This window comes from Streptomyces liliiviolaceus (genome assembly GCF_018070025.1).
Lineage (GTDB): Bacteria > Actinomycetota > Actinomycetes > Streptomycetales > Streptomycetaceae > Streptomyces > Streptomyces liliiviolaceus.
Genome location: NZ_JAGPYQ010000001.1, coordinates 3,835,403 through 3,855,336, shown reverse-complemented (window position 1 = coordinate 3,855,336; position 19,934 = coordinate 3,835,403). Strand labels below are relative to the sequence as shown.

General features: G+C 70.0%; 15 protein-coding genes and 1 pseudogene. 8 read left to right on the top strand and 8 right to left on the bottom strand.

The window, feature by feature from the left end; translation table 11 throughout:
* The first annotated feature begins 28 nt into the window (after nucleotides 1–28).
* Nucleotides 29–1,072 carry a LacI family DNA-binding transcriptional regulator gene (locus J8N05_RS16835; protein WP_210883682.1) on the top strand — a complete coding sequence of 348 codons (1,044 nt, stop codon included), beginning with the start codon at nucleotides 29–31 and terminating at the stop codon, nucleotides 1,070–1,072.
* Nucleotides 1,069–1,980, top strand: a complete 912-nt coding sequence (locus J8N05_RS16830; RefSeq protein ID WP_210883681.1) for a carbohydrate kinase family protein — start codon at nucleotides 1,069–1,071, stop codon at nucleotides 1,978–1,980. The genes J8N05_RS16835 and J8N05_RS16830 overlap by 4 nt, the downstream gene beginning before the upstream one ends.
* 182 nt (nucleotides 1,981–2,162) lie before the next feature.
* On the opposite strand, the gene uvrA is transcribed toward J8N05_RS16830, so the two are convergent.
* On the bottom strand, nucleotides 2,163–5,201 hold the full coding sequence (uvrA, locus tag J8N05_RS16825) for an excinuclease ABC subunit UvrA (RefSeq protein ID WP_210883679.1): 3,039 nt from the start codon (nucleotides 5,199–5,201) through the stop codon (nucleotides 2,163–2,165).
* Nucleotides 5,202–5,427: 226 nt separating this feature from the next.
* Between uvrA and J8N05_RS16820 the strand changes: the two genes are divergently transcribed.
* From J8N05_RS16820 to J8N05_RS16800, 5 genes are all read left to right on the top strand, one after another.
* Nucleotides 5,428–6,126, top strand: coding sequence for a maleylpyruvate isomerase family mycothiol-dependent enzyme (locus J8N05_RS16820; protein ID WP_210883678.1), 699 nt, complete (start codon nucleotides 5,428–5,430; stop codon nucleotides 6,124–6,126).
* A gap of 10 nt (nucleotides 6,127–6,136) precedes the next feature.
* The gene (locus J8N05_RS16815; protein WP_210883676.1) at nucleotides 6,137–6,793 is read left to right on the top strand and encodes an MBL fold metallo-hydrolase; all 657 of its coding nucleotides are present in this window, start codon (nucleotides 6,137–6,139) and stop codon (nucleotides 6,791–6,793) included.
* Nucleotides 6,794–7,231: 438 nt separating this feature from the next.
* Entirely contained in the window at nucleotides 7,232–8,107 is an 876-nt protein-coding gene (locus J8N05_RS16810; protein ID WP_210883673.1) for an ABC transporter substrate-binding protein, read from the top strand.
* The gene (locus tag J8N05_RS16805; protein ID WP_210883671.1) at nucleotides 8,104–9,018 is read left to right on the top strand and encodes an amino acid ABC transporter permease; all 915 of its coding nucleotides are present in this window, start codon (nucleotides 8,104–8,106) and stop codon (nucleotides 9,016–9,018) included. The genes J8N05_RS16810 and J8N05_RS16805 overlap by 4 nt, the downstream gene beginning before the upstream one ends.
* A 74-nt stretch (nucleotides 9,019–9,092) precedes the next feature.
* Nucleotides 9,093–9,821 (top strand): amino acid ABC transporter ATP-binding protein, encoded by a 729-nt coding sequence (locus J8N05_RS16800; RefSeq protein WP_282108188.1) that lies wholly within the window; start codon nucleotides 9,093–9,095, stop codon nucleotides 9,819–9,821.
* Between the two features lie 60 nt (nucleotides 9,822–9,881).
* Here J8N05_RS16800 and aroQ read toward each other — a convergent pair whose 3' ends face one another.
* Nucleotides 9,882–10,355: a type II 3-dehydroquinate dehydratase gene (gene aroQ / locus J8N05_RS16795; protein ID WP_210883669.1), complete on the bottom strand. Its 474-nt coding sequence runs from the start codon at nucleotides 10,353–10,355 to the stop codon at nucleotides 9,882–9,884.
* A gap of 185 nt (nucleotides 10,356–10,540) precedes the next feature.
* On the opposite strand from aroQ, the gene J8N05_RS16790 reads away from it, so the two are divergent.
* Entirely contained in the window at nucleotides 10,541–11,845 is a 1,305-nt protein-coding gene (locus J8N05_RS16790; protein ID WP_210883668.1) for an MFS transporter, read from the top strand.
* Between the two features lie 141 nt (nucleotides 11,846–11,986).
* Here the strand turns inward: J8N05_RS16790 and J8N05_RS16785 are convergent, their stop codons facing one another.
* From J8N05_RS16785 to uvrB, 6 genes and pseudogenes are all read right to left on the bottom strand, one after another.
* Complete coding sequence (locus J8N05_RS16785; protein WP_210883666.1) at nucleotides 11,987–13,087, bottom strand: calcium:proton antiporter; 1,101 nt, start codon at nucleotides 13,085–13,087, stop codon at nucleotides 11,987–11,989.
* A gap of 123 nt (nucleotides 13,088–13,210) precedes the next feature.
* Entirely contained in the window at nucleotides 13,211–13,513 is a 303-nt protein-coding gene (locus J8N05_RS16780; protein ID WP_210883664.1) for a hypothetical protein, read from the bottom strand.
* Between the two features lie 128 nt (nucleotides 13,514–13,641).
* Nucleotides 13,642–14,655 (bottom strand): TerC family protein, encoded by a 1,014-nt coding sequence (locus J8N05_RS16775; RefSeq protein WP_210883663.1) that lies wholly within the window; start codon nucleotides 14,653–14,655, stop codon nucleotides 13,642–13,644.
* Nucleotides 14,656–14,974: 319 nt separating this feature from the next.
* Nucleotides 14,975–17,012 (bottom strand): annotated as a pseudogene (locus tag J8N05_RS16770) (TerD family protein).
* A gap of 58 nt (nucleotides 17,013–17,070) precedes the next feature.
* A complete protein-coding gene (locus J8N05_RS16765) occupies nucleotides 17,071–17,649 on the bottom strand; it encodes a TerD family protein (protein WP_210883662.1) in 579 nt (192 codons plus the stop codon).
* A gap of 141 nt (nucleotides 17,650–17,790) precedes the next feature.
* Nucleotides 17,791–19,923 carry an excinuclease ABC subunit UvrB gene (gene uvrB, locus J8N05_RS16760; protein ID WP_210883661.1) on the bottom strand — a complete coding sequence of 711 codons (2,133 nt, stop codon included), beginning with the start codon at nucleotides 19,921–19,923 and terminating at the stop codon, nucleotides 17,791–17,793.
* Nucleotides 19,924–19,934 lie beyond the last annotated feature (11 nt).

Genomic DNA, 19,934 nt, shown 5'->3' with positions numbered 1-19,934 from the left:
CCTCCGGAGAAGGCACCGAGGAGACAGCATGGCGACGATGGCCGACGTGGCCCGGCACGCGGGCGTGTCCGTCGCGACGGTCTCGCACGTGCTCAACGACACGCGCCCGGTGCTCCCGCACACGCGCCAAGCCGTTCTCGACGCCATCGAGACACTCGGCTACACCCCGAACGGCCTGGCCAGATCCCTGGTCACCGCACGCACCCGGTCCATCGGACTCGCGGTGTCGGCGATCAGCAACCCCTACTTCACGGAGATCCTCCAGGGTGTGGAGGCGAGCGCCCTGGAGCACGGCTACAGCCTGTTGATCGCGGATCCGCACGACGATCCGGTCCACGAGCGCAAGGTGGTCCAGCTGCTGCACGAGCGGCGCGTGGACGGCATGATCGTCGCGCCCTCCGCCGATCCGCGGGATCTGATCGGCTATCTCGGGCGCCACGGCGTACCCACGGTGTTCCTGGACCGGCTGGTCGACGACGTCCCGGCGCCCGGTTTCACGTTCGACCAGGTCTCCGCGGAGAACACCGAGCCGGTCACGCGCCTGGTCACCCACCTCGCCGAACTGGGTCACCGCAGGATCGGCCTGGTCGCGGGCCTCGCGGGCCTCAGTACGACGAGCGAGCGGATCACCGGCTACCGGCTCGGCCTGGCCGGCGCGGGACTCGCCTACGAAGAACGGCTCGTGATCCCCGGCAACTCGGAGGCGGCGGGCGCCGAGCGCGCGACCCAGGCACTGCTGTCCCTCCCGGCACCGCCGACAGCGCTGATCACCGCCAACAACGCGATGACCATCGGCGCGCTGCGGGCCGTCCGCGCACGGAAGGTGTCCGTGCCCGGCGATCTGGCCCTGTGCTGCTTCGACGACTTCTCCTGGGCGGACCTCTTCTCGCCCCGGCTCACCGCGATCTCCCAGCCCAGCAAGGAGATCGGGGCCCAGGCCGTACGACTGCTGCTGGAACGGCTGGGCTCCCCCGGCCGGCCCGCCCGTACGGTCCGGCTGCCCTCCGCCTTCGTACACCGCACCTCGTGCGGTTGCCCCGAGAGCTGCCCCGAGAAAGGAACCGTCTCGTGATCGTCGTCGCCGGTGAGGCCCTGATCGACCTGGTGCCCAGCGAGTCGGGCGCGCTCGCCCCACTCGCCCCGCGCCGCGGCGGCGGCCCGTACAACACGGCGGTCGCGCTGGGCCGGCTCGGTTCCCGCACTGCCTTCTGCTCCCGGGTCTCGACCGACGCCTTCGGTGAGGCCCTGGTCGGCGGGCTGCGTGAGGCCGGCGTCGATGTGTCGTCCGTGCAGCGGGGCGCCGAGCCCACGACCCTCGCCGTCGCGTCCATCGCCGCGGACGGCTCGGCCGGGTACTCCTTCTACGTCGAGGGCACCGCGGACCGGTTGTTCTCGGCGCCCGACCGACTCCCCGACGGGACACGGGCGGTGTCCTTCGGTACCTGTTCGCTCGTCCTGGAGCCGGGTGCGAGCGCGTACGAGGAGCTGATGCGGAGCGCGTCCGCCCAGGGTGTGTTCACCACGCTGGATCCGAACATCCGCGCGGGACTCATCCCCGACCCGGACGCCTATCGGGCCCGGTTCAAGAGCTGGCTGCCCTCGGTGTCACTGCTCAAGCTGTCCGAGGAGGACGCCGGCTGGCTGGGCGGCACCCCGCGCGAGTGGCTGGCCTCCGGCCCTTCGGCCGTCGTGATCACCCGGGGCGGCGACGGGCTGACCGCCTTCACCCGCGACGGCGGCGAGTACTCCGTGCCGGGCGAACCGGTCGACGTGGTGGACACGATCGGCGCGGGCGACACGGTGAACGCGGCACTGCTGCACGGCCTCGCCGCCCGCGACGCGCTGTCCGACGCGGGACCGGCGGGCCTGGGGGCCGACGGCTGGAACAAGCTGCTGCGGTTCGCCGCACGAGCCGCGGCAATCACCTGCTCCCGAGCAGGCGCGGAACCGCCGTACGCCCATGAACTGAACACCTTCTGAGCGCCCCGAAGGGTCGCAGGGAACCGCGCGAGCGCCCGTAAGGGGCGCGGGGAACTGCGCGACCAGCCACGACGGGCCCGCAGACACAAGCCGGCCGGACCTGGCACCCCCTGGGCGCAACACGCGCCGCGCCCCACGGACTCTCCCGTGGGGCGCGGCGCGTGACGTTACCGGCACCCGATTCAGGCCTTACGGGCCCGGGCCGCCTTCTTCGCCGGAGCCGCCTTCTTGGCGACCGTGCCATTGGCACCCTTGGCCGCCGCGGACTTCGCCGCCGCGGACTTCGCCGTCGCCGTCTTCCTCGTCGTCGCCGTGGCCGCCACGGCCTTCTTGGCGGCGGTCCTGCGCACGGGCTTCGCCCGTGAGGCGTCGCTGACACGCTCGGCGCCCAGCACCTCCTGCAGGAACTTGCCCGTGTGGCTGGTCGACACCCCGGCCACCTCCTCGGGCGTGCCCTCGGCGACGACGATGCCGCCGCCCGCACCACCCTCGGGACCCATGTCGACGACCCAGTCGGCGGTCTTGATCACGTCGAGGTTGTGCTCGATGACGATGACCGTGTTGCCCTTCTCGACCAGGCCGGACAGCACGACGAGCAGCTTGCTGATGTCCTCGAAGTGCAGACCGGTGGTCGGCTCGTCGAGGACGTACACCGTGCGACCGGTGGACCTCTTCTGCAGCTCGCTGGCGAGCTTCACGCGCTGGGCCTCACCGCCGGACAGGGTCGTGGCGGACTGGCCGAGCCGGACATAGCCGAGGCCGACGTCGTTCAGGGTCCTGAGGTGACGGGCGATCCCCGGCACCGCCTCGAAGAAGTTCATGGCTTCCTCGATCGGCATGTTCAGGACGTCGGCGATGGACTTGCCCTTGTAGTGGACGTCCAAGGTCTCCCGGTTGTAGCGGGCCCCGTGGCAGACCTCGCACGGGACGTACACGTCCGGCAGGAAGTTCATCTCGATCTTGATCGTGCCGTCGCCCGAGCAGTTCTCGCAGCGACCGCCCTTGACGTTGAAGGAGAAGCGGCCGGGCAGATAGCCGCGGACCTTCGCCTCGGTGGTCTCGGCGAACAGCTTGCGGACGTGGTCGAAGACGCCGGTGTACGTCGCCGGGTTGGACCGGGGGGTGCGGCCGATGGGCGACTGGTCGACGTGCACGACCTTGTCGACGAGGTCGTCACCCTCCACGCGCGTGTGGCGGCCGGGAACGCTCCTCGCGCCGTTCAGCTCGCGGGCCAGGTGCGTGTACAGGATGTCGTTGACCAGCGTCGACTTGCCGGAACCGGAGACACCCGTGACGGCCGTGAGGATCCCCAGCGGGAACGACACGTCGATGTCCCGGAGGTTGTTCTCGCGGGCTCCGTGCACCGTGAGCTGCCGGGAGGGGTCGCGCGGGCGCCGGACGTCGGGCAGCGGGATGGCCTTCCTGCCGGACAGGTACTGACCGGTCTGCGACTCCTCGTTGGCGAGGAGCTCCTTCAGGGAGCCGCTGTGCACGACGTGGCCGCCGTGCTCGCCCGCGCCGGGGCCGATGTCGACGATCCAGTCGGCGACCTTGATGGTGTCCTCGTCGTGCTCGACGACGATGAGGGTGTTGCCCATGTCGCGCAGCCGGACCAGCGTCTCGATGAGGCGGTGGTTGTCCCGCTGGTGCAGTCCGATGGAGGGCTCGTCGAGGACGTACAGGACGCCCACGAGGCCGGAGCCGATCTGGGTGGCCAGCCGGATGCGCTGGGCCTCGCCGCCGGAGAGGGTGCCCGCCGCGCGGTTCAGCGACAGGTAGTCGAGGCCGACGTCGACCAGGAACCGCAGCCTTTCGTTGACCTCCTTCAGGACGCGCTCGGCGATCTTCTTGTCGCGCGCGTCGAGGCGCAGCTTGCCCAGGAAGTCCGCGCAGTCGCTGATGGACATGGCGGAGACCTCGGCGATGGACTTCTCCATGACCGTGACCGCGAGGACGACCGGCTTGAGGCGCGTGCCCTCACAGGTGGGGCAGGGCACCTCGCGCATGTAGCCCTCGAAGCGCTCGCGGCTCGTGTCGCTCTCGGCCTCGCCGTGCCGGCGCTTCACGAAGGGGACGGCGCCTTCGAAGGGCGTGGTGTACACGCGCTCCCTGCCGTACCGGTTGCGGTAGCGGACCTCGATCTGCGTCTTGTGGCCGTACAGGAGGGCCTTCTTGGCGCGCTGCGGGAGACCGGCGAAGGGGATGTCGGTCCGGAATCCCAGCGCGTCCGCGAGGGCTCCGATCAGGCGGGCGAAGTAGTCCTTGGTGTGGCCGTGCGACCAGGGGTGGATGGCGCCCTCGTCGAGCGACTTGTCCTCGTCGGGGACGATCAGCTCGGCGTCGACCTCCATGCGCGTGCCGATGCCGGAGCACTCCGGGCAGGCGCCGAAGGGCGAGTTGAAGGAGAAGGAGCGGGGCTCCATCTCCTCGAAGGACAGGTCGTCGTACGCGCAGTACAGGTGCTCCGAGTACATGCGCTCGCGCTCGGGGTCGTCGGCCGGGAGGTCGACGAAGTCGAGCACGACCATGCCGCCGGAGAGGCCGAGCGCGGTCTCCACGGAGTCGGTCAGACGGCGCTTGGCGCCCTCCTTGACCGTGAGGCGGTCGACGACCACCTCGATGGTGTGCTTCTCCTGCTTCTTCAGCGTGGGCGGCTCGGTGAGCTGGATCGTCTCGCCGTCGACCCGGGCCCTGCTGTACCCCTTGGTCTGGAGGTCGGCGAAGAGGTCGACGAACTCTCCCTTGCGCTCGCGCACCAGCGGCGAGAGCACCTGGAACCGGCTGCCCTGCGGAAGCTCCAGGACCTTGTCGACGATGGCCTGCGGCGACTGGCGCGAGATGGGACGGCCGCACTCGGGGCAGTGCGGCTTGCCGATGCGCGCGAAGAGCAGACGCAGGTAGTCGTAGACCTCGGTGATGGTGCCGACCGTCGAGCGCGGGTTGCGCGAGGTCGACTTCTGGTCGATGGAGACGGCCGGGGAGAGACCCTCGATGAAGTCCACGTCCGGCTTGTCCATCTGACCGAGGAATTGCCGGGCGTACGAGGACAGGGACTCCACGTAGCGCCGCTGTCCCTCGGCGAAGATCGTGTCGAAGGCCAGCGAGGACTTGCCCGACCCGGACAGGCCCGTGAAGACGATGAGCGAGTCGCGCGGAAGGTCGAGCGAGACATTCTTCAGGTTGTGCTCGCGCGCTCCACGGACGATGAGACGGTCGGCCACGCCGGGTCCGCACCTTTCTAGAGAGAAGCGACAGGGCCGAGGCCCCACGTCTTTTCTCAGACTAGGGGGAGCCACTGACAACGCCGGTTCGGTTCGCCTCGATGAGAACAATCCCGGACTTCCAAGAATGCCCGGCGCCGCCCCCGACCTTATAGCACGCACATTCGATTTGCGGACGTCGTCCACCACCTTCACCCGAACGTGTGGCGGAGCTATCGTCGGACCCATGAACGATCATGTGCGCGACCTGGCGTCTGTACGTGACGCGACCGAACGGCTGCTCACCGCAGTCGCCGCCCTGGACAACGCCGATGTGACCGAACCGTCACGGCTGCCCGGCTGGAGCCGCGGACACGTCCTGGCCCATCTCGCCCGCAACGCGGACGCCCTGGTGAACGTCCTTGAGGGCCGGCCGATGTATTCCTCCGGACAGGCCCGGGACGCCGAGATCGAGCGGGACGCCCCCCGCCCACTGAAGGCGCAGCTCGTCGACCTCCGCGACAGCGCGGCCCGCTTCCAGGAGAGCGGGGCCGCGCCCGCCGACTGGTCCCGGACCGTGGAACTGCGCAACGGGGTCACCGACTCGGCGGCCCGCGTGCCGTTCCGGCGCTGGATCGAGGTCGAACTGCACCACGTCGACCTGGGCATCGGCTACGAGCTGGAGGACCTGCCGGAGGAGTTCACGGTGCGCGAGATCGCCTTCCTCGCGGACCGCTTCGCCGAGCATCCCGAGGTCCCCTCCACACGCGTCATGGACGGCACGCGCGCGTGGACCACGGGACGCGACCCCGAAGACGCCGGGGATGCCCCCGAGGTCACCGTGACCGGCCCCCCACCCGTCCTGCTCGGCTGGCTCGCGGGACGCCGCGAGGGGTCGGCTCCGAGTGCGGAGGGCGGACCGCTTCCCGCCCTGCCCCCGCTATAGGCTGAGCGGCATGACGTACAGCGGAGCGGTGAGGGTCGGCGGCCCTGCAGATGTGCACGAGCTGCGGGACCTGATGATCTCCAAAGTCGCGGTCGGCCCGATGGACAACAACGCCTACGTACTGCGCTGTCGGGCCACGGACGAGCAGCTGCTGATCGACGCGGCGAACGACGCCGGCACTCTGCTCACCCTGATCGGCGCCGACGGAATCGCCTCCGTCGTGACCACGCATCAGCACGGCGACCACTGGCAGGCCCTCGCCGAGGTCGTGGAGGCCACGGGCGCGCGTACGTACGCGGGACGGGACGACGTCGACGGCATCCCCGTCCCGACGGATGTACCGGTCGGGGACGGCGACACGATCCGGGTCGGTCGCGTGGAACTGACCGCCCGTCATCTGGTGGGCCACACACCCGGCTCGATCGCCCTGGTCTACGACGACCCGCACGGCCACCCTCATGTGTTCACGGGGGACTGTCTCTTCCCGGGTGGTGTGGGCAACACACGTAAGGATCCGAAGGCCTTCGCCAGTCTGATCCACGATGTCGAGACGAAGATCTTCGGCACGCTGCCGGACGAGACCTGGGTGTACCCGGGCCACGGCAACGACACGTCCTTGGGCGCGGAGCGCCCCCACCTGCCGGAGTGGCGCGCACGGGGCTGGTAGGCGACCCGCACCACGAGCCCCGAAGGGGCGCGGGGAACTGCGCGCTCAGCCCCGGCCGACGGTCAGGTCACCACTCGGCCCCAGCACGACGGTGGGGCTCGCGGCACAGGCTCACGCGCCCCGTGTGAACCGAGCGCTCACACCGGTGCCCTGTGCGCGCTCCCCGCACGCGAGAGCACGCTGTCCACTGGTAGCAGTCCCGCACAGGATGACGGCTCCTGCGCCGGACGGGTCGCCGGCCCTTCGTTCCCCGCCCTCGGCCGGCGGCTCCACCCGGCAGCGGTGGCCGACGTCCGGCGGCCACCGCCCCGGGCGCCGCAATCGCGAAACACCGCCGATGTCACCCCAGTTCACAGCATTGCAACACCCGTTCCCACTATGCGGACGGTTGTCGCCGTGACCTCGACAGCCGGGCCCGCGCCCTGCCACTCTCCCGCCATGCATCCTGCTCGAAGCACCCTGCGCGGGGCTCTCACCACCACCGCCGTCGCTCTGCTCGCCGTCGCCGTCGGCTGCGCGCCGCAGTCCGAGGACAAGGCCTCCGACACGTCCTCCCCCGCGTCGTGCGCCGAGGGCGACCTGGCCACCGAGGTCTCCGGGAAGCTGACGATCGCGACGGACGAGCCCGCGTACGAGCCGTGGTTCAAGGACGGCAAGCCGGCCGGCGGTGAAGGTTTCGAGTCGGCCGTCGCGTACGCCGTCGCGAAGCAACTCGGCTACGACAAGGGCGACGTCGTCTGGCAGAGCGTGCCCTTCAACAAGGCCTTCGCGCCCGGTGAGAAGACCTTCGACTTCGACATCAACCAGGTGTCGATCAGCGACGAGCGCAAGAAGGCCGTCGATTTCTCGTCCGGCTACTACGACGTACGCCAGGCGGTCGTCGCGCTGAAGGGCTCCAAGGCCGCCGGGGCGAAGAGCGTCGCCGACCTGAAGAACGTCAAGCTGGGCGCCCAGGTCGGCACGACCAGTCTCGACTACATCGACGACGTGGTGAAGCCGACGGAGGATCCGGCCGCGTACGCGAAGAACGACCAGGCCAAGTCCGCGCTGAAGAACGGGCAGGTGGACGCCATCGTGGTCGACCTGCCGACCGCGTTCTACATCACCGCGGCCGAGGTCACGGACGCGAGGATCGTCGGGCAGTTCGAGAACCAGGGCGGCACGCCGGAGCAGTTCGGGCTCGTGCTGGACAAGGGCAGTGCGCTCACGTCGTGTGTGACCGACGCCGTGGACGCCCTGCGCGAGGACGGTTCCCTCGCCGCCATCGAGAAGCAGTGGCTGTCCGACGCCGTGGACGCGCCGGTGCTCAAGTGACGTTCGCCAAGGAGGAGTCGGGCGGGGATACCGGCGGGGACCCTGCCGAGGAGGACGCGCATGATCCGTACGTCCCCTCGCGGCGGCGGATCGAGCGGGAACGCCACAGACGCTCCCGTGCCCGGCGCGCGACGGCGATCGCCGCGCTCTCCACCCTGGTGACCGCCGTCGTCCTCTACCTCGTCGTCGTCAACGCGCCCGGCTGGCCGCGCACCAAGGAGACGTTCTTCGACGCGCAGTACGCGCGCGAGGCGTTCCCCAAGGTCCTCGAAGGCCTGTGGCTGAACGTCCGGCTGCTGTTGGTGTGCGGCGTGGCGGTCCTCGTCCTCGGCATGCTGATCGCCGTCGCCCGCACCCTGCGCGGCCCGGTGTTCTTCCCGCTGCGGGCGCTGGCCGCCGCGTACACCGACTTCTTCCGTGGCCTTCCGCTGATCATCAACCTGATGATCGTGGTCCTGGGCGTGCCCGCGCTGCGGTTGCAGGGCATCACGGTGGATCCGGTGCTGCTGGGCGGCACGGCGCTCACCCTGACGTACTCCGCGTACGTCGCCGAGGTGTTCCGCGCCGGCATCGAGTCCGTGCACCCCTCGCAGCGGGCCGCGGCACGCTCGCTCGGGCTGAGCAACCGTCAGGCACTGCGGTACGTCGTCCTCCCCCAGGCCGTACGCCGCCAGGTGCCGCCGCTCCTCAACGACCTGGTGTCCCTGCAGAAGGACACCGGGCTCGTCTCGATCGGCGGCGCGGTCGACGCCGTGCGTGCCGCGGACATCATCGTGGGACGCAGTCTCAACTACACGCCGTACATCGTCGCGGGGCTGGTCTTCGTCGCGCTGACCATTCCGATGACCCGTTTCACGGACTGGGTCACGGCACGGATGGACCGCCGGCGGGCACAAGGAGGAACCATATGAGCGGGACGACCGGTGGTGCGACCGGCGGAACGGCCACGGAGCCTGCTGCACCGGTGCCGCCTCCCGTGCTGCGTATGGAGGCCGTCCGCAAGTCCTTCGGCGGCTCGGTCGTCCTGCGTGACGTCGACCTGGAGGTCGCTCCGCACACGGTGACGGCGCTGATCGGGGCCTCCGGCTCCGGCAAGTCCACGCTGCTGCGCTGTGCGAACCTCCTGGAGGAGATCGACGACGGCGCCATCTGGCTGGACGACGAGGAGATCACCGATCCGCGGGCCGACCAGGACGCCGTGCGCCGCCGTATCGGCGTGGTCTTCCAGGCGTACAACCTGTTCCCGCACATGACCGTCCTGGAGAACATCACGCTCGCCCCGCGGCGCGTGCACGGCACGGGGCGGGCCGAGGCCGAGGCGCGCGCCCGTGAGCTGCTCGACCGGCTGGGGCTGGGCGCCAAGGCCGGCGAGTACCCGGACCGGCTGAGCGGCGGCCAGCAGCAGCGGGCCGCGATCGTCCGGGCCCTGGCCGTACGCCCCCGGCTGCTGCTCCTCGACGAGGTCACGGCCGCGCTCGACCCGGAGCTGGTGGGTGAGGTCCTGAACGTCGTCCGGGACTTGAAGGAGGACGGCATGACCATGGTGCTGGCCACGCACGAGATGGGCTTCGCCCGGGATGTCGCGGACCAGGTCTGCTTCCTCGACGGCGGGGTCGTGCTGGAGCGCGGCACGGCCGAGGAGGTCTTCGGCGAGCCCCGGGAGGAGCGCACGCGGCGTTTCCTGCGCCGGATCGTGGAGGCGGGACGGCTCTGAACGGTCATGTGTCGATGGTGGCACCCGCCACTGACATCGACCGCGGTCCGCCGTCCACCGTCAGGCCTCCGCCTGCCCCGTCCCCGCCAGCGCCGCGACCCGCTCGACGCCGAACACGTACCCCTGCACTCCGCAGCCCGCGATGACACCGTCGGCGCGGAGGGAGACGTACGAGTGGTGCCGGAAGGCCTCGCGCTGATGGATGTTGGAGATGTGGACCTCCAACACGGGCAGGCCGTCACAGGTGTTGAGGGCGTCCAGGATCGCCACGGAGGTGTGCGAGTAGGCGCCCGGGTTGATCACGATGCCGGAGTGGTTCAGGCGTGCCTCGTGGATCCAGTCGACCAGTTCGCCCTCGTGGTTGGACTGCCGGAAGTCGACCGTCCCGCCGTGCGCGGCCGCCGCCTTGGCGCACAACGCCTCTACGTCGGCGAGGGTGTCGGAACCGTAGATCTCCGGCTGCCGCTGGCCCAGGAGGTTCAGGTTGGGGCCGTTGAGAATCATGATGGGGGCGCTGGCCAGGGTGCGGGGCACGGTTCCTCCGGTCCGATCGGATGGGTCGGCCCGTTCAGGACCGCTGCTCGGACCCGGTCTATCACGGTGCGCGGACACCGGAACGGGCCCCCTGGGGTGCCCGGCGCGTGACGGGGGCGCACCGAGGCCGCCCGGGCCCCCGCGCGCCCCCGTAACCCGTGGTGACCGTGGGTAGTTGACGCGGCATGCACCGTGCACGCACAGTAAAGCCCCCTTCCATGCTGCGACTCGCGGCCGCGGCACTCGCCGGGACGGCCATCGAGTTCTACGACTTCTTCATCTACGGGACGGCGGCGGCGCTCGTCCTCGGCCCGCTGTTCTTCCCGACGTTCTCGCCGCTGGCGGGGACCCTGGCGGCCTTCGGAACCTTCGGTGTCGGGTTCGTGGCACGGCCCCTCGGCTCGGTCCTGTTCGGGCACATCGGGGACCGGCACGGCCGGCGGCCCGTGCTCGTCGCCTCCCTGCTGCTGACCGGCGCCTCGACCGTCGCGGTCGGCTGCGTACCGACGTACGCCTCCATCGGTACGGCCGCTCCCGTGCTGCTCCTCGTGCTGCGTTTTCTGCAGGGACTCGGGCTCGGCGGGGAGTGGGGCGGGGCGGTGCTGCTGACCGCCGAGCACGCGCCCCCGGACCGTCGCGGACTGTGGTCGAGCTTCCCGCAGATCGGGCCGGCACTGGGGTTCGTCCTCGCCAACGGCGTGATGCTGGCGCTGTCGGCGATGCTCTCCGACGCGCAGTTCGCGTCCTGGGGCTGGCGGGTGCCGTTCTGGGCGGCGGGCGTCCTGGCGGCGGCCGGGCTGTGGCTGCGCTCCTCGCTCGCCGAGAGCCCGAGGTTCCTCGAAATGCGGGAGCACGCGCGCGTGCCGCTCGTCGAGGTGGTCCGCGGCCACTGGCGTCTCGTCCTGCTGACCGCCGGGGCGCTCTCCGTGGGATACGCGCTGTTCTACGCGGTGACGACCTGGTCCCTCGCCTACGCGACCGAACGGCTCGGGGTGAGCCGTACCGTCATGCTGGCCATCATCATGGCGGCCGTCGTGGTGAAGGGTGCGCTCACTCCCCTGGTGGCCGTTCTGAGCGACCGGTACGGGCGGCGGCCCCTGTGCCTGGCCGGCTGCGCGGGCGCCGCCGTGTGGATGTTCCCGATGATCGCGCTGCTGTCGACGGGCGAACCGCTGCTGATGTTCCTCGGTTTCCTGGTGGCCCTGATCTCGTTCGTGACGATGTTCGCCGTGATCGCCGCGTATCTGCCGGAGTTGTACGAGCCGCGGGTGCGCTGCACGGGCGCGGCGGTGGGCTACAACCTGGGCGGGGTGCTCGGGGGCGCGCTCACCCCAATTGTGGCGACCGCGATCGCCGACCAGAGCGGGCGGGTCCCGTGGGGCGTGGCCGCCTATCTGACGGGCATCGCGCTGCTCAGCCTCGGCTGCTTCGCGCTGCTCCCGGAGACACGGTTCGTGAAGGTGGCGGCGGTGGAACCGGCGACGAGCTGAGCGGCGTCGGCGGTCGCGCTCGCGTTCTTGTTCACGCGTAAACGCTTGCGCAAGCGTTTACGCGCACTGACTCCGCGAGTCCTGCCGCCGGTGTACGTACGCCGCTCCCAGCCCCGCCTCCTGGCTCCCGGCTCCCGGCTCCTACGGATTGATCGCAAGCTCCAGATACGCCGCGAACAGCACCAGATGCACCCCGCCCTGCAGCGGGGTCGCCCGGCCGGGGACCACCGTGAGCGAGCTGACCACCACGGTCAGCGTGAGCAGCACCATATGGGTCGAGCTCAGGCCGAGAACGAGAGGGCCGGAGAGCCAGATGGACGCGACCGCCACGGCCGGGATGGTCAGGCCGATGCTCGCCATCGCCGAGCCGAGAGCGAGGTTCAGACTGGTCTGCACCCGGTCTCGTCGGGCGGACCGCAGCGCGGCGATCGTCTCGGGGAGCAGCACGAGCAGAGCGATGACCACGCCGACCACGGCGTGCGGCATCCCGGCCGCCTCCACGCCGGACTCGATGGTGGGCGAGACGCCCTTGGCGAGTCCGACCACGCCGACGAGCGCCACGCCGAGAAAGCCCAGACTGATCAGGGCGGTCCTGGAGGTCGGGGTGTCGGCGTGGTCGTCCGCGTCGATCACCTCCCCCTGCCGGGTGATCGGCAGGAAGTAGTCGCGGTGCCGCACGGTCTGTGTGGCCACGAACATGCCGTACAGGACGAGCGACGAAAGCGCGGCGAAGGTGAGCTGGGCCGTGGAGAACTCCGGCCCCGGCTTGCTGGTGGTGAAGGTCGGCAGCACCAGGCTGAGCGTCGCCAGGGTCGCCACGGTCGCGAGGGCGGCGCCGGTGCCCTCCGCGTTGAAGACGGCCAGGCCGTGCCGCAGGGAGGCGACGAGCAGGCTCAGGCCGACGATGCCGTTGCAGGTGATCATCACGGCCGCGAAAACGGTGTCACGGGCCAGTGTGGCGCTCTTGTCCCCGCCGTCCGCCATGAGAGTGACGATCAGCGCCACCTCGATGATCGTGACGGCGACGGCGAGGACCAGTGAGCCGAAGGGTTCCCCGACCCGGTGGGCGACCACCTCGGCGTGGTGGACCGCGGCCAGCACGGCGCCGGCCAGCACCAGCGTCACCAGGGCCACGATCACGCCGGGCAGACCACGCCCCCAGGTGAGGGCAAGCAGGACGATCGCGATCACGGGCACGACGGCCGTCCACTGCGTCGCGAGTGACCGAAGCCGAACGATCATGCAGCGATCGTCGCAGCCACACGCGAGCCCCGCACTCCGGCGGCTGGCGGAGCGCGGAACTCGGAGCCGTGCCCGGTGCCCTCGCCGCGGGCACCCCTGCTGCCCCGGTTGCCGGTTCAGTGCCTACTTCAGCTCGGACGACTCGCGTACGTCGCAGTCGGTGAACCGGGGCGGCCGGCTGCACAGCTCCGCCATGCGCTCCGCCATCCTGGTCGTTCCGGGGTCCTGGCTGTTGCGCATCGCCTCGTCGAACGACTCGAACTCAAGGACCACGAAGTAGCGGTTCGGTGTGTTCCGGTCCTGCAGGACCATACGGTGCGTGGGGCCGCCGCTGTGTCCGGCCGAGCCCTTCTCGGCCTCGCGGACCAGCTCCCGCAGTTCGTCGATGCGCTCGGTCTCGAAGTCGATGATCTGCGCGAACTTCATGGGTACCTCCACTCGGCCGGGCGCCCCCGGGCCGGGGACCGCTCAGCACACAAGCAAGCACCGGGAGCGGTCGTCGGCAATTCGCCGAGCGTCGCTCCCGGTGCTGGTTGTTTCTACGTCCGACGCGGTCAGACGTCGATGCTGTCCTTCTGGGACCCGTCGCCCTTCTGAGGGCCTTCGGTCTGCTGCGCCTCTGCGGCAGCCTGCTTCTTGGAGGCCATGAGGCTGGTGATCGTGGTGATCACGAGGACACCGCAGATCACGCCGAGGGAGACGGGGATGGAGATCTCCGGGACATGGACGCCGGACTCGTGCAGCGCGTGCAGCACCAGCTTGATGCCGATGAATCCGAGGATGACCGACAGGCCGTAGCTGAGGTGGACCAGCTTCCTGAGCAGTCCGCCGATGAGGAAGTACAGCTGTCGCAGGCCCATGAGCGCGAACGCGTTGGCCGTGAACACGATGTACGGGTCCTGCGTGAGGCCGAAGATCGCGGGGATCGAGTCGAGTGCGAAGAGCACGTCGGTGGTGCCGATCGCGAGCATCACGACCAGCATCGGGGTCATGACCCGCTTGCCGTTCTCCTGGATCCACAGCTTGGTGCCGTGGTATCGGTCGGCGACACCGAAGCGGCGCTCGGCAGCCTTGAGCAGCCGGTTCTCCTCGAACTCCTCGTCCTCGTCGTCGGCGCGGGCTTCCTGGATCAGCTTCCACGCGGTGTAGATGAGGAACGCGCCGAAGATGTAGAAGACCCACGCGAAGCTCGCCAGGATCGCGGCACCCGCGGCGATGAAGACCGCGCGCAGGACGAGGGCAATGAGCACACCGATCAGCAGTACGCGCTGCTGGTACTGCGTGGGCACCGCGAACTTCGCCATGATCAGGACGAAGACGAAGAGGTTGTCGACGCTCAGCGACTTCTCGGTGATGAAGCCGGCGAAGAACTCACCGGCGGGCTGGCCGCCGGAGAAGAGCAGCAGTCCGAGTCCGAACAGCGCGGCCAGGACGATCCAGACGACCGTCCAGATCCCGGCTTCCTTGATGGATACGTCGTGCGGCTTGCGGCCGATAAAGAAATCGACCGCGATGAGGGCTGCTAGGCCCACGATCGTCAGGACCCAAAGGGTCACGGAAACATCCACTGCGCCTCCGGCAGTTCGTAACGGCAAATGTCAGCGTCGTCGCTGCTGGAGGTCTCTTCCACCCGATGTGTCCGGGGCGCTTGATGCGCCCGGGGTTATCCGGGCCGACGCCCCGGGATCCGGCCGGATCCGTATTGACGGGTACGTCGCAGTAGGTAGGGAGTACTCCCCTCCGCACTCATGACAGTACCCCAATCACCAAGGAAAGGTAAAGAGATTGGTAAAGAAAAGGACAAGTGTGCTGGTCAGAGGACTTGACGAACCCATGGGAAAGCTTGGGAGGGCCTGACGGGGCTCAGCGGGTGAACCCCGGTGGACCTCAGCGGTTCCAGGAGCGACGGGCGGTCGCGACCTGGGTGAGGACGTGCTGGAGCACCTGGCTGCCGGGCGGGACACGCGAGGGGTCGTAGGTCCAGGTGTGTCCGACCCAGGGGTCGGCGAGGTGGTCGTCGGGCACCGGCGTGAGCCGGAGCAAAGACCTCCACAGCGGGTCGAGCAGCGGCCCGTAGGCGGCGGCGTCCTCCCGGTCGGCGACCAGCATGAGGTGCACCCCGACGGCGGGTCCCTCGTCCGCGAGATAGCGCAGCTGGGTCACGGCACGGTCGTCGAAGCCGTGCGGGAAGTCGTTGACGATCAGCAGTTGCTCGGCCGGGTCGAGATCGGACGGCAGTGAGTCGGCCGCCCCGCCCCGGATGGCCATCTGCACCAGGTCGACCCGCTGGGTCAGCCGGGCCAGCACCTCGTTCACCCCCGCGGCGCCCACGGCGGGCGGCGCGGCGAGCACCCCGGTGGTCACCAGCGGCGCGAGGGACGAGGCCGCCGAGCCCGCCGCGTCGATGACGTGCACGGTGTATTCGCCCGCCGGATAGACGGCGAGCAGCCGGGCCGCGTGCGCCACGGCCGTGTCCATGGCGAGGCGGCGCAGGTCGTCGGAGTCCGCGATCGAACCCTCGAAGGACGCCGTACGGCCGCTGTCGATCCACAGTCCGCGCTCCAGCGGCAGCCGCACCAGCATCGGAATGCTGAGGCCTGCGCTCTCGGGCAGGTGCAGGTCTCCCAGGCGCACGGCCATGGGGATCTCCATCGGGACGCGGTAGCCGTGCCAGGAGGGGTTGTCCCAGCGGGCGAACGCGGGTGGCAGTGCCGGTTCGACGACCTCGGCCTCCGCGGTGAGCTGGGCGAGGTCTCGGTCGAGCGCCTCCCTGGCCCGGTCGACCAGCTCGGCCTGCTTGGCGCGGGCCGCCTCGCGGGCGGCGTCGCCCTGTCCGCCGATCCGGGCGCGCGGGTCGGACAGGACCTTGTCGAGCTCCTGCTCCATGCGGGACTCGGCGAAGTCGACCGCGCTGCGGTACGCGGCGGTGGTGCGGGCCAGGTCCTCGAACATGCCCCACACCTGGTTGTACAGGCGCTCCTCCATGGACCAGCCGGTCGCGTCGCCCGCCACGGGCTGTGCGGGCTGCCCCGGCTGGGCCGGGGGCGCGGTGGGCGGGGGCGGAGGGTGCGGCGGCCTGCCGGCCGGGGTGGCTGTAGTTGACGGGGCCGCCGGCTCCGGGACCGGCGGGCTGTGTCACGGCGGACGGGTCCGCCGGTGCGGAGGCCGACGGGTACGCGGGCTGCGGTGCCCCGGACCCGCCGCCGGGCGCGGTGGCCCCCTGCCCGCCGGGGTGTCCGTGCTGCGGTGACACCTGGCCGGGCGTGCCGGGGGACGTCGAGCCGCTCTGGTCCTGTCCCAGCGCGGGTGCCGCGGCGTGCCGGGAGCGGTCGCCGTCGGCCGCGCGCGGCGGTGGCGCCGCCACCGAGCGCGCGAGGCCCTGGACGACCGCCTCGTTGATACTGCCCGCGAGTTGACGGGCCTGGGGAAGGCCCTGGTCGGTGAGGAGCTCGGCGAGGCCGCCCGCGTACCCCTGGCCCACGGCGCGCACCTTCCAGGCGCCCTGCCTGCGGTAGAGCTCCAGTGCGACGACGGCCGACTCGGCGTCGAGACCGGTGACCGTGTAGCTGGCGACCTCGGAGCCGTCGAGTCCGGTGACCGCGACGAAGGGAGCGGCGACGGCCCCGAACCGGACCGGGCCGCCCACTCCGGACGGCAGGGCCAGGAGCACGCTGACCCGGTGCACGGTCTCCGGCAGGGCGTCCAGGTCGCAGGCCAGCCGGTGATCGGCGGCGGCCTGCTTGGACACCTCTATGCCCGGCAGAGTGGGTGAGCCCGGATGGGCCACCCACTCGACTCCGTGCACCTTGCCGCGCTCGTCGCTGAGCGTGGCCCCGGCCACGACCGGCTTGCCGGCCGACACCCGGATCTCAAGTCGGGCCTGGGAAAGCGGGTGGTTCTGCCCCCGGACCAGCTCAGCCGTCATCGCCTTCGTTCCCCCTGTGTGCTCATGTGCCGGCGCCGGGCCGGCTGGCCGGACTTGACTACAGGTGCGGCAGGATCGCCGGCATCAGGTCCTGGAAGGTACGGCCGTTGGCAGGCGTGCCGAGGGCCGTCATCTGCCAGCCCGCGCCCGCGCGGTGGACCTTCGCCATGATCTGCGCGGTGTACTGACCGCCACCCGCCAGGGTGTAGCGGGCGAGCTCCTGGCCGTTGGTCTCGTCGACCAGACGGCAGAACGCGTCCTGCACCTCCTGGAACGTCTGGCCCGTGAACGAGTTCACGGTGAAGACGATCTGGTCGATGTGGACCGGGACGCGCGCGAGGTCGACGAGGATGGACTCGTCGTCGCCGCCCTGACCCGCACCGCCCACGAGGTTGTCACCGGTGTGCCGCACGGAGCCGTCGTCGCTGACGAGGTGGCGGAAGAACACCACGTCGACCGGCTGCTTGTCGGCGAACAGCACGGCGGACGCGTCGAGGTCGATCTCGCGGGTGCGCGAGCCGAACAGGCCACGTCGCGGGGCGGCCTGCCAGCCGAGCCCCATGCGCACCGCGGTCAGCGTGCCTCCGTCGTTCTTCTGCAGACTGATGGCCTGACCCTTGGTCATGTTGACCGTCACGCGCTGTTCCCTTCTCGGACTGTCTCCCCTGTTGCCGCAGAATCCTGCGGTTGACCAGCAACCCTACGCAGAGCCACTGACACCCTCGAAGCCCGGTGCACACTTTGTGTCGGTCTTGCAACACTGTGCGGTGGGCGGGCGTCAGGCGATACCGGCCTCCTTCATCTGCCGCAGCTCCTTCTTCATCTCCGAGACCTCGTCGCGCAGCCGCGCGGCGATCTCGAACTGGAGGTCCGCGGCGGCGGCGCGCATCCGCTCCGTCATCTCCTCGATCTGCCCGCTGAGTTCCGCCGCGGGGCGATCGGTCGGCACGGTCGCCTTGTCCTTGCCGGACGTGGCTCCCTTGGCCGCCTTGGACCCCAGCGCGGGCACGGGGGCCTTGGCGCTCTTGCCGTCCTTCGCCTTGCGGTAGCCCGAGCCGAGCAGCTGCTCCGTGTCGACGTCCTCGCGGGCGATCTGCGCCACGATGTCGTTGATCCTCTTGCGGAGGGGCTGAGGGTCGATGCCCCGCTCCGTGTTGTACGCGACCTGCTTCTCCCGGCGGCGGTTGGTCTCCTCGATGGCCTTCTCCATCGCCGGGGTGATCTTGTCGGCGTACATGTGGACCTGGCCTGACACGTTGCGCGCCGCGCGGCCGATGGTCTGGATCAGCGAGGTGCCGGAGCGCAGGAAGCCCTCCTTGTCGGCGTCGAGGATCGACACGAGGGAGACCTCGGGCAGGTCGAGGCCCTCCCTGAGGAGGTTGATGCCGACGAGGACGTCGTACTCACCGGCGCGCAGCTCACGCAGCAGTTCGACCCGGCGCAGGGTGTCGACGTCACTGTGCAGGTACCGGACCTGGATGCCCATCTCCAGGAAGTAGTCGGTGAGGTCCTCGGCCATCTTCTTGGTGAGCGTGGTGACCAGGACGCGCTCGTCCTTCTCGGTGCGCTTGCGGATCTCGTGCACCAGGTCGTCGATCTGGCCCTCGGTGGGCTTGACGACGACCTCGGGGTCGACGAGGCCGGTGGGGCGGATGATCTGTTCGACGAAGCCGTCCCCGCGCGAGAGCTCGTACTTGCCGGGTGTCGCCGACAGGTAGACGGCCTGTCCGATGCGCTGCTGGAACTCCTCCCACTTCAGGGGGCGGTTGTCCAGGGCGGAGGGCAGCCGGAAGCCGTGGTCGACGAGGGTGCGCTTGCGGGAGGCGTCGCCCTCGTACATCGCGCCGATCTGGGGCACCGTGACGTGCGACTCGTCGATGACGAGCAGGAAGTCGTCCGGGAAGTAGTCGAGCAGTGTGTTCGGCGGGGAGCCGGGCTCGCGGCCGTCGAAGTGCATCGAGTAGTTCTCGACGCCGGAGCAGGAGCCGATCTGGCGGAGCATCTCCAGGTCGTACGTCGTGCGCATGCGCAGCCGCTGGGCCTCCAGGAGCTTGCCCTGCTTCTCCAGCTCGGACAGGCGTTCGCCCAGTTCCTTCTCGATGTCGTTGGCGGCGCGCTCCAGGCGCTCGGGTCCTGCCACGTAGTGGGTGGCCGGGAAGATGTAGAGCTGCTGGTCGTCGGTGATGATCTCGCCGGTGAGCGGGTGCAGCGTGGACAGGGCCTCGATCTCGTCACCGAACATCTCGATGCGGACGGCCAGCTCCTCGTAGACCGGGAAGATCTCGATGGTGTCGCCGCGGACGCGGAAGGTGCCGCGTGTGAAGGCCAGGTCGTTGCGCGTGTACTGGATGTCGACGAAGCGGCGGAGCAGGTCGTCGCGGTCGATCTCGTCGCCGACCTTGAGGTTGACCATGCGGTCCACGTACTCCTGCGGCGTGCCCAGGCCGTAGATGCAGGAGACCGAGGCGACCACGACGACGTCGCGCCGGGTGAGCAGCGAGTTGGTGGCGGAGTGACGCAGTCGCTCCACCTCCTCGTTGATCGAGGAGTCCTTCTCGATGTAGGTGTCCGACTGCGGGACGTAGGCCTCGGGCTGGTAGTAGTCGTAGTACGAGACGAAGTACTCGACGGCGTTGTTCGGCAGGAGCTCGCGGAACTCGTTGGCGAGCTGGGCGGCCAGCGTCTTGTTCGGCGCCATCACGAGGGTGGGGCGCTGGAGCTTCTCGATCATCCACGCGGTGGTCGCGGACTTTCCGGTGCCGGTGGCACCGAGGAGGACGACGTCCTTCTCACCTGCGAGGACGCGCCGCTCAAGGTCAGCGATGGCAGCGGGCTGGTCGCCGCTGGGCTGGTAGGGACTGACGACCTCGAAAGGCGCCACCGTGCGTTCGATCTTGGATACGGGCCGCATGGAATCAACCG

Bases quoted from the DNA above. Each gene is read 5' to 3' on its own strand.
- J8N05_RS16820 (WP_210883678.1), top strand. From the start codon at position 5,428: ATGAACGATCATGTGCGCGACCTGGCGTCTGTACGTGACGCGACCGAA.
- J8N05_RS16790 (WP_210883668.1), top strand. From the start codon at position 10,541: ATGCACCGTGCACGCACAGTAAAGCCCCCTTCCATGCTGCGACTCGCG.
- J8N05_RS16810 (WP_210883673.1), top strand. From the start codon at position 7,232: ATGCATCCTGCTCGAAGCACCCTGCGCGGGGCTCTCACCACCACCGCC.
- J8N05_RS16835 (WP_210883682.1), top strand. From the start codon at position 29: ATGGCGACGATGGCCGACGTGGCCCGGCACGCGGGCGTGTCCGTCGCG.
- J8N05_RS16785 (WP_210883666.1), bottom strand. From the start codon at position 13,087: ATGATCGTTCGGCTTCGGTCACTCGCGACGCAGTGGACGGCCGTCGTG.
- uvrB (WP_210883661.1), bottom strand. From the start codon at position 19,923: ATGCGGCCCGTATCCAAGATCGAACGCACGGTGGCGCCTTTCGAGGTC.
- J8N05_RS16780 (WP_210883664.1), bottom strand. From the start codon at position 13,513: ATGAAGTTCGCGCAGATCATCGACTTCGAGACCGAGCGCATCGACGAA.
- J8N05_RS16800 (WP_282108188.1), top strand. From the start codon at position 9,093: ATGGAGGCCGTCCGCAAGTCCTTCGGCGGCTCGGTCGTCCTGCGTGAC.
- J8N05_RS16815 (WP_210883676.1), top strand. From the start codon at position 6,137: ATGACGTACAGCGGAGCGGTGAGGGTCGGCGGCCCTGCAGATGTGCAC.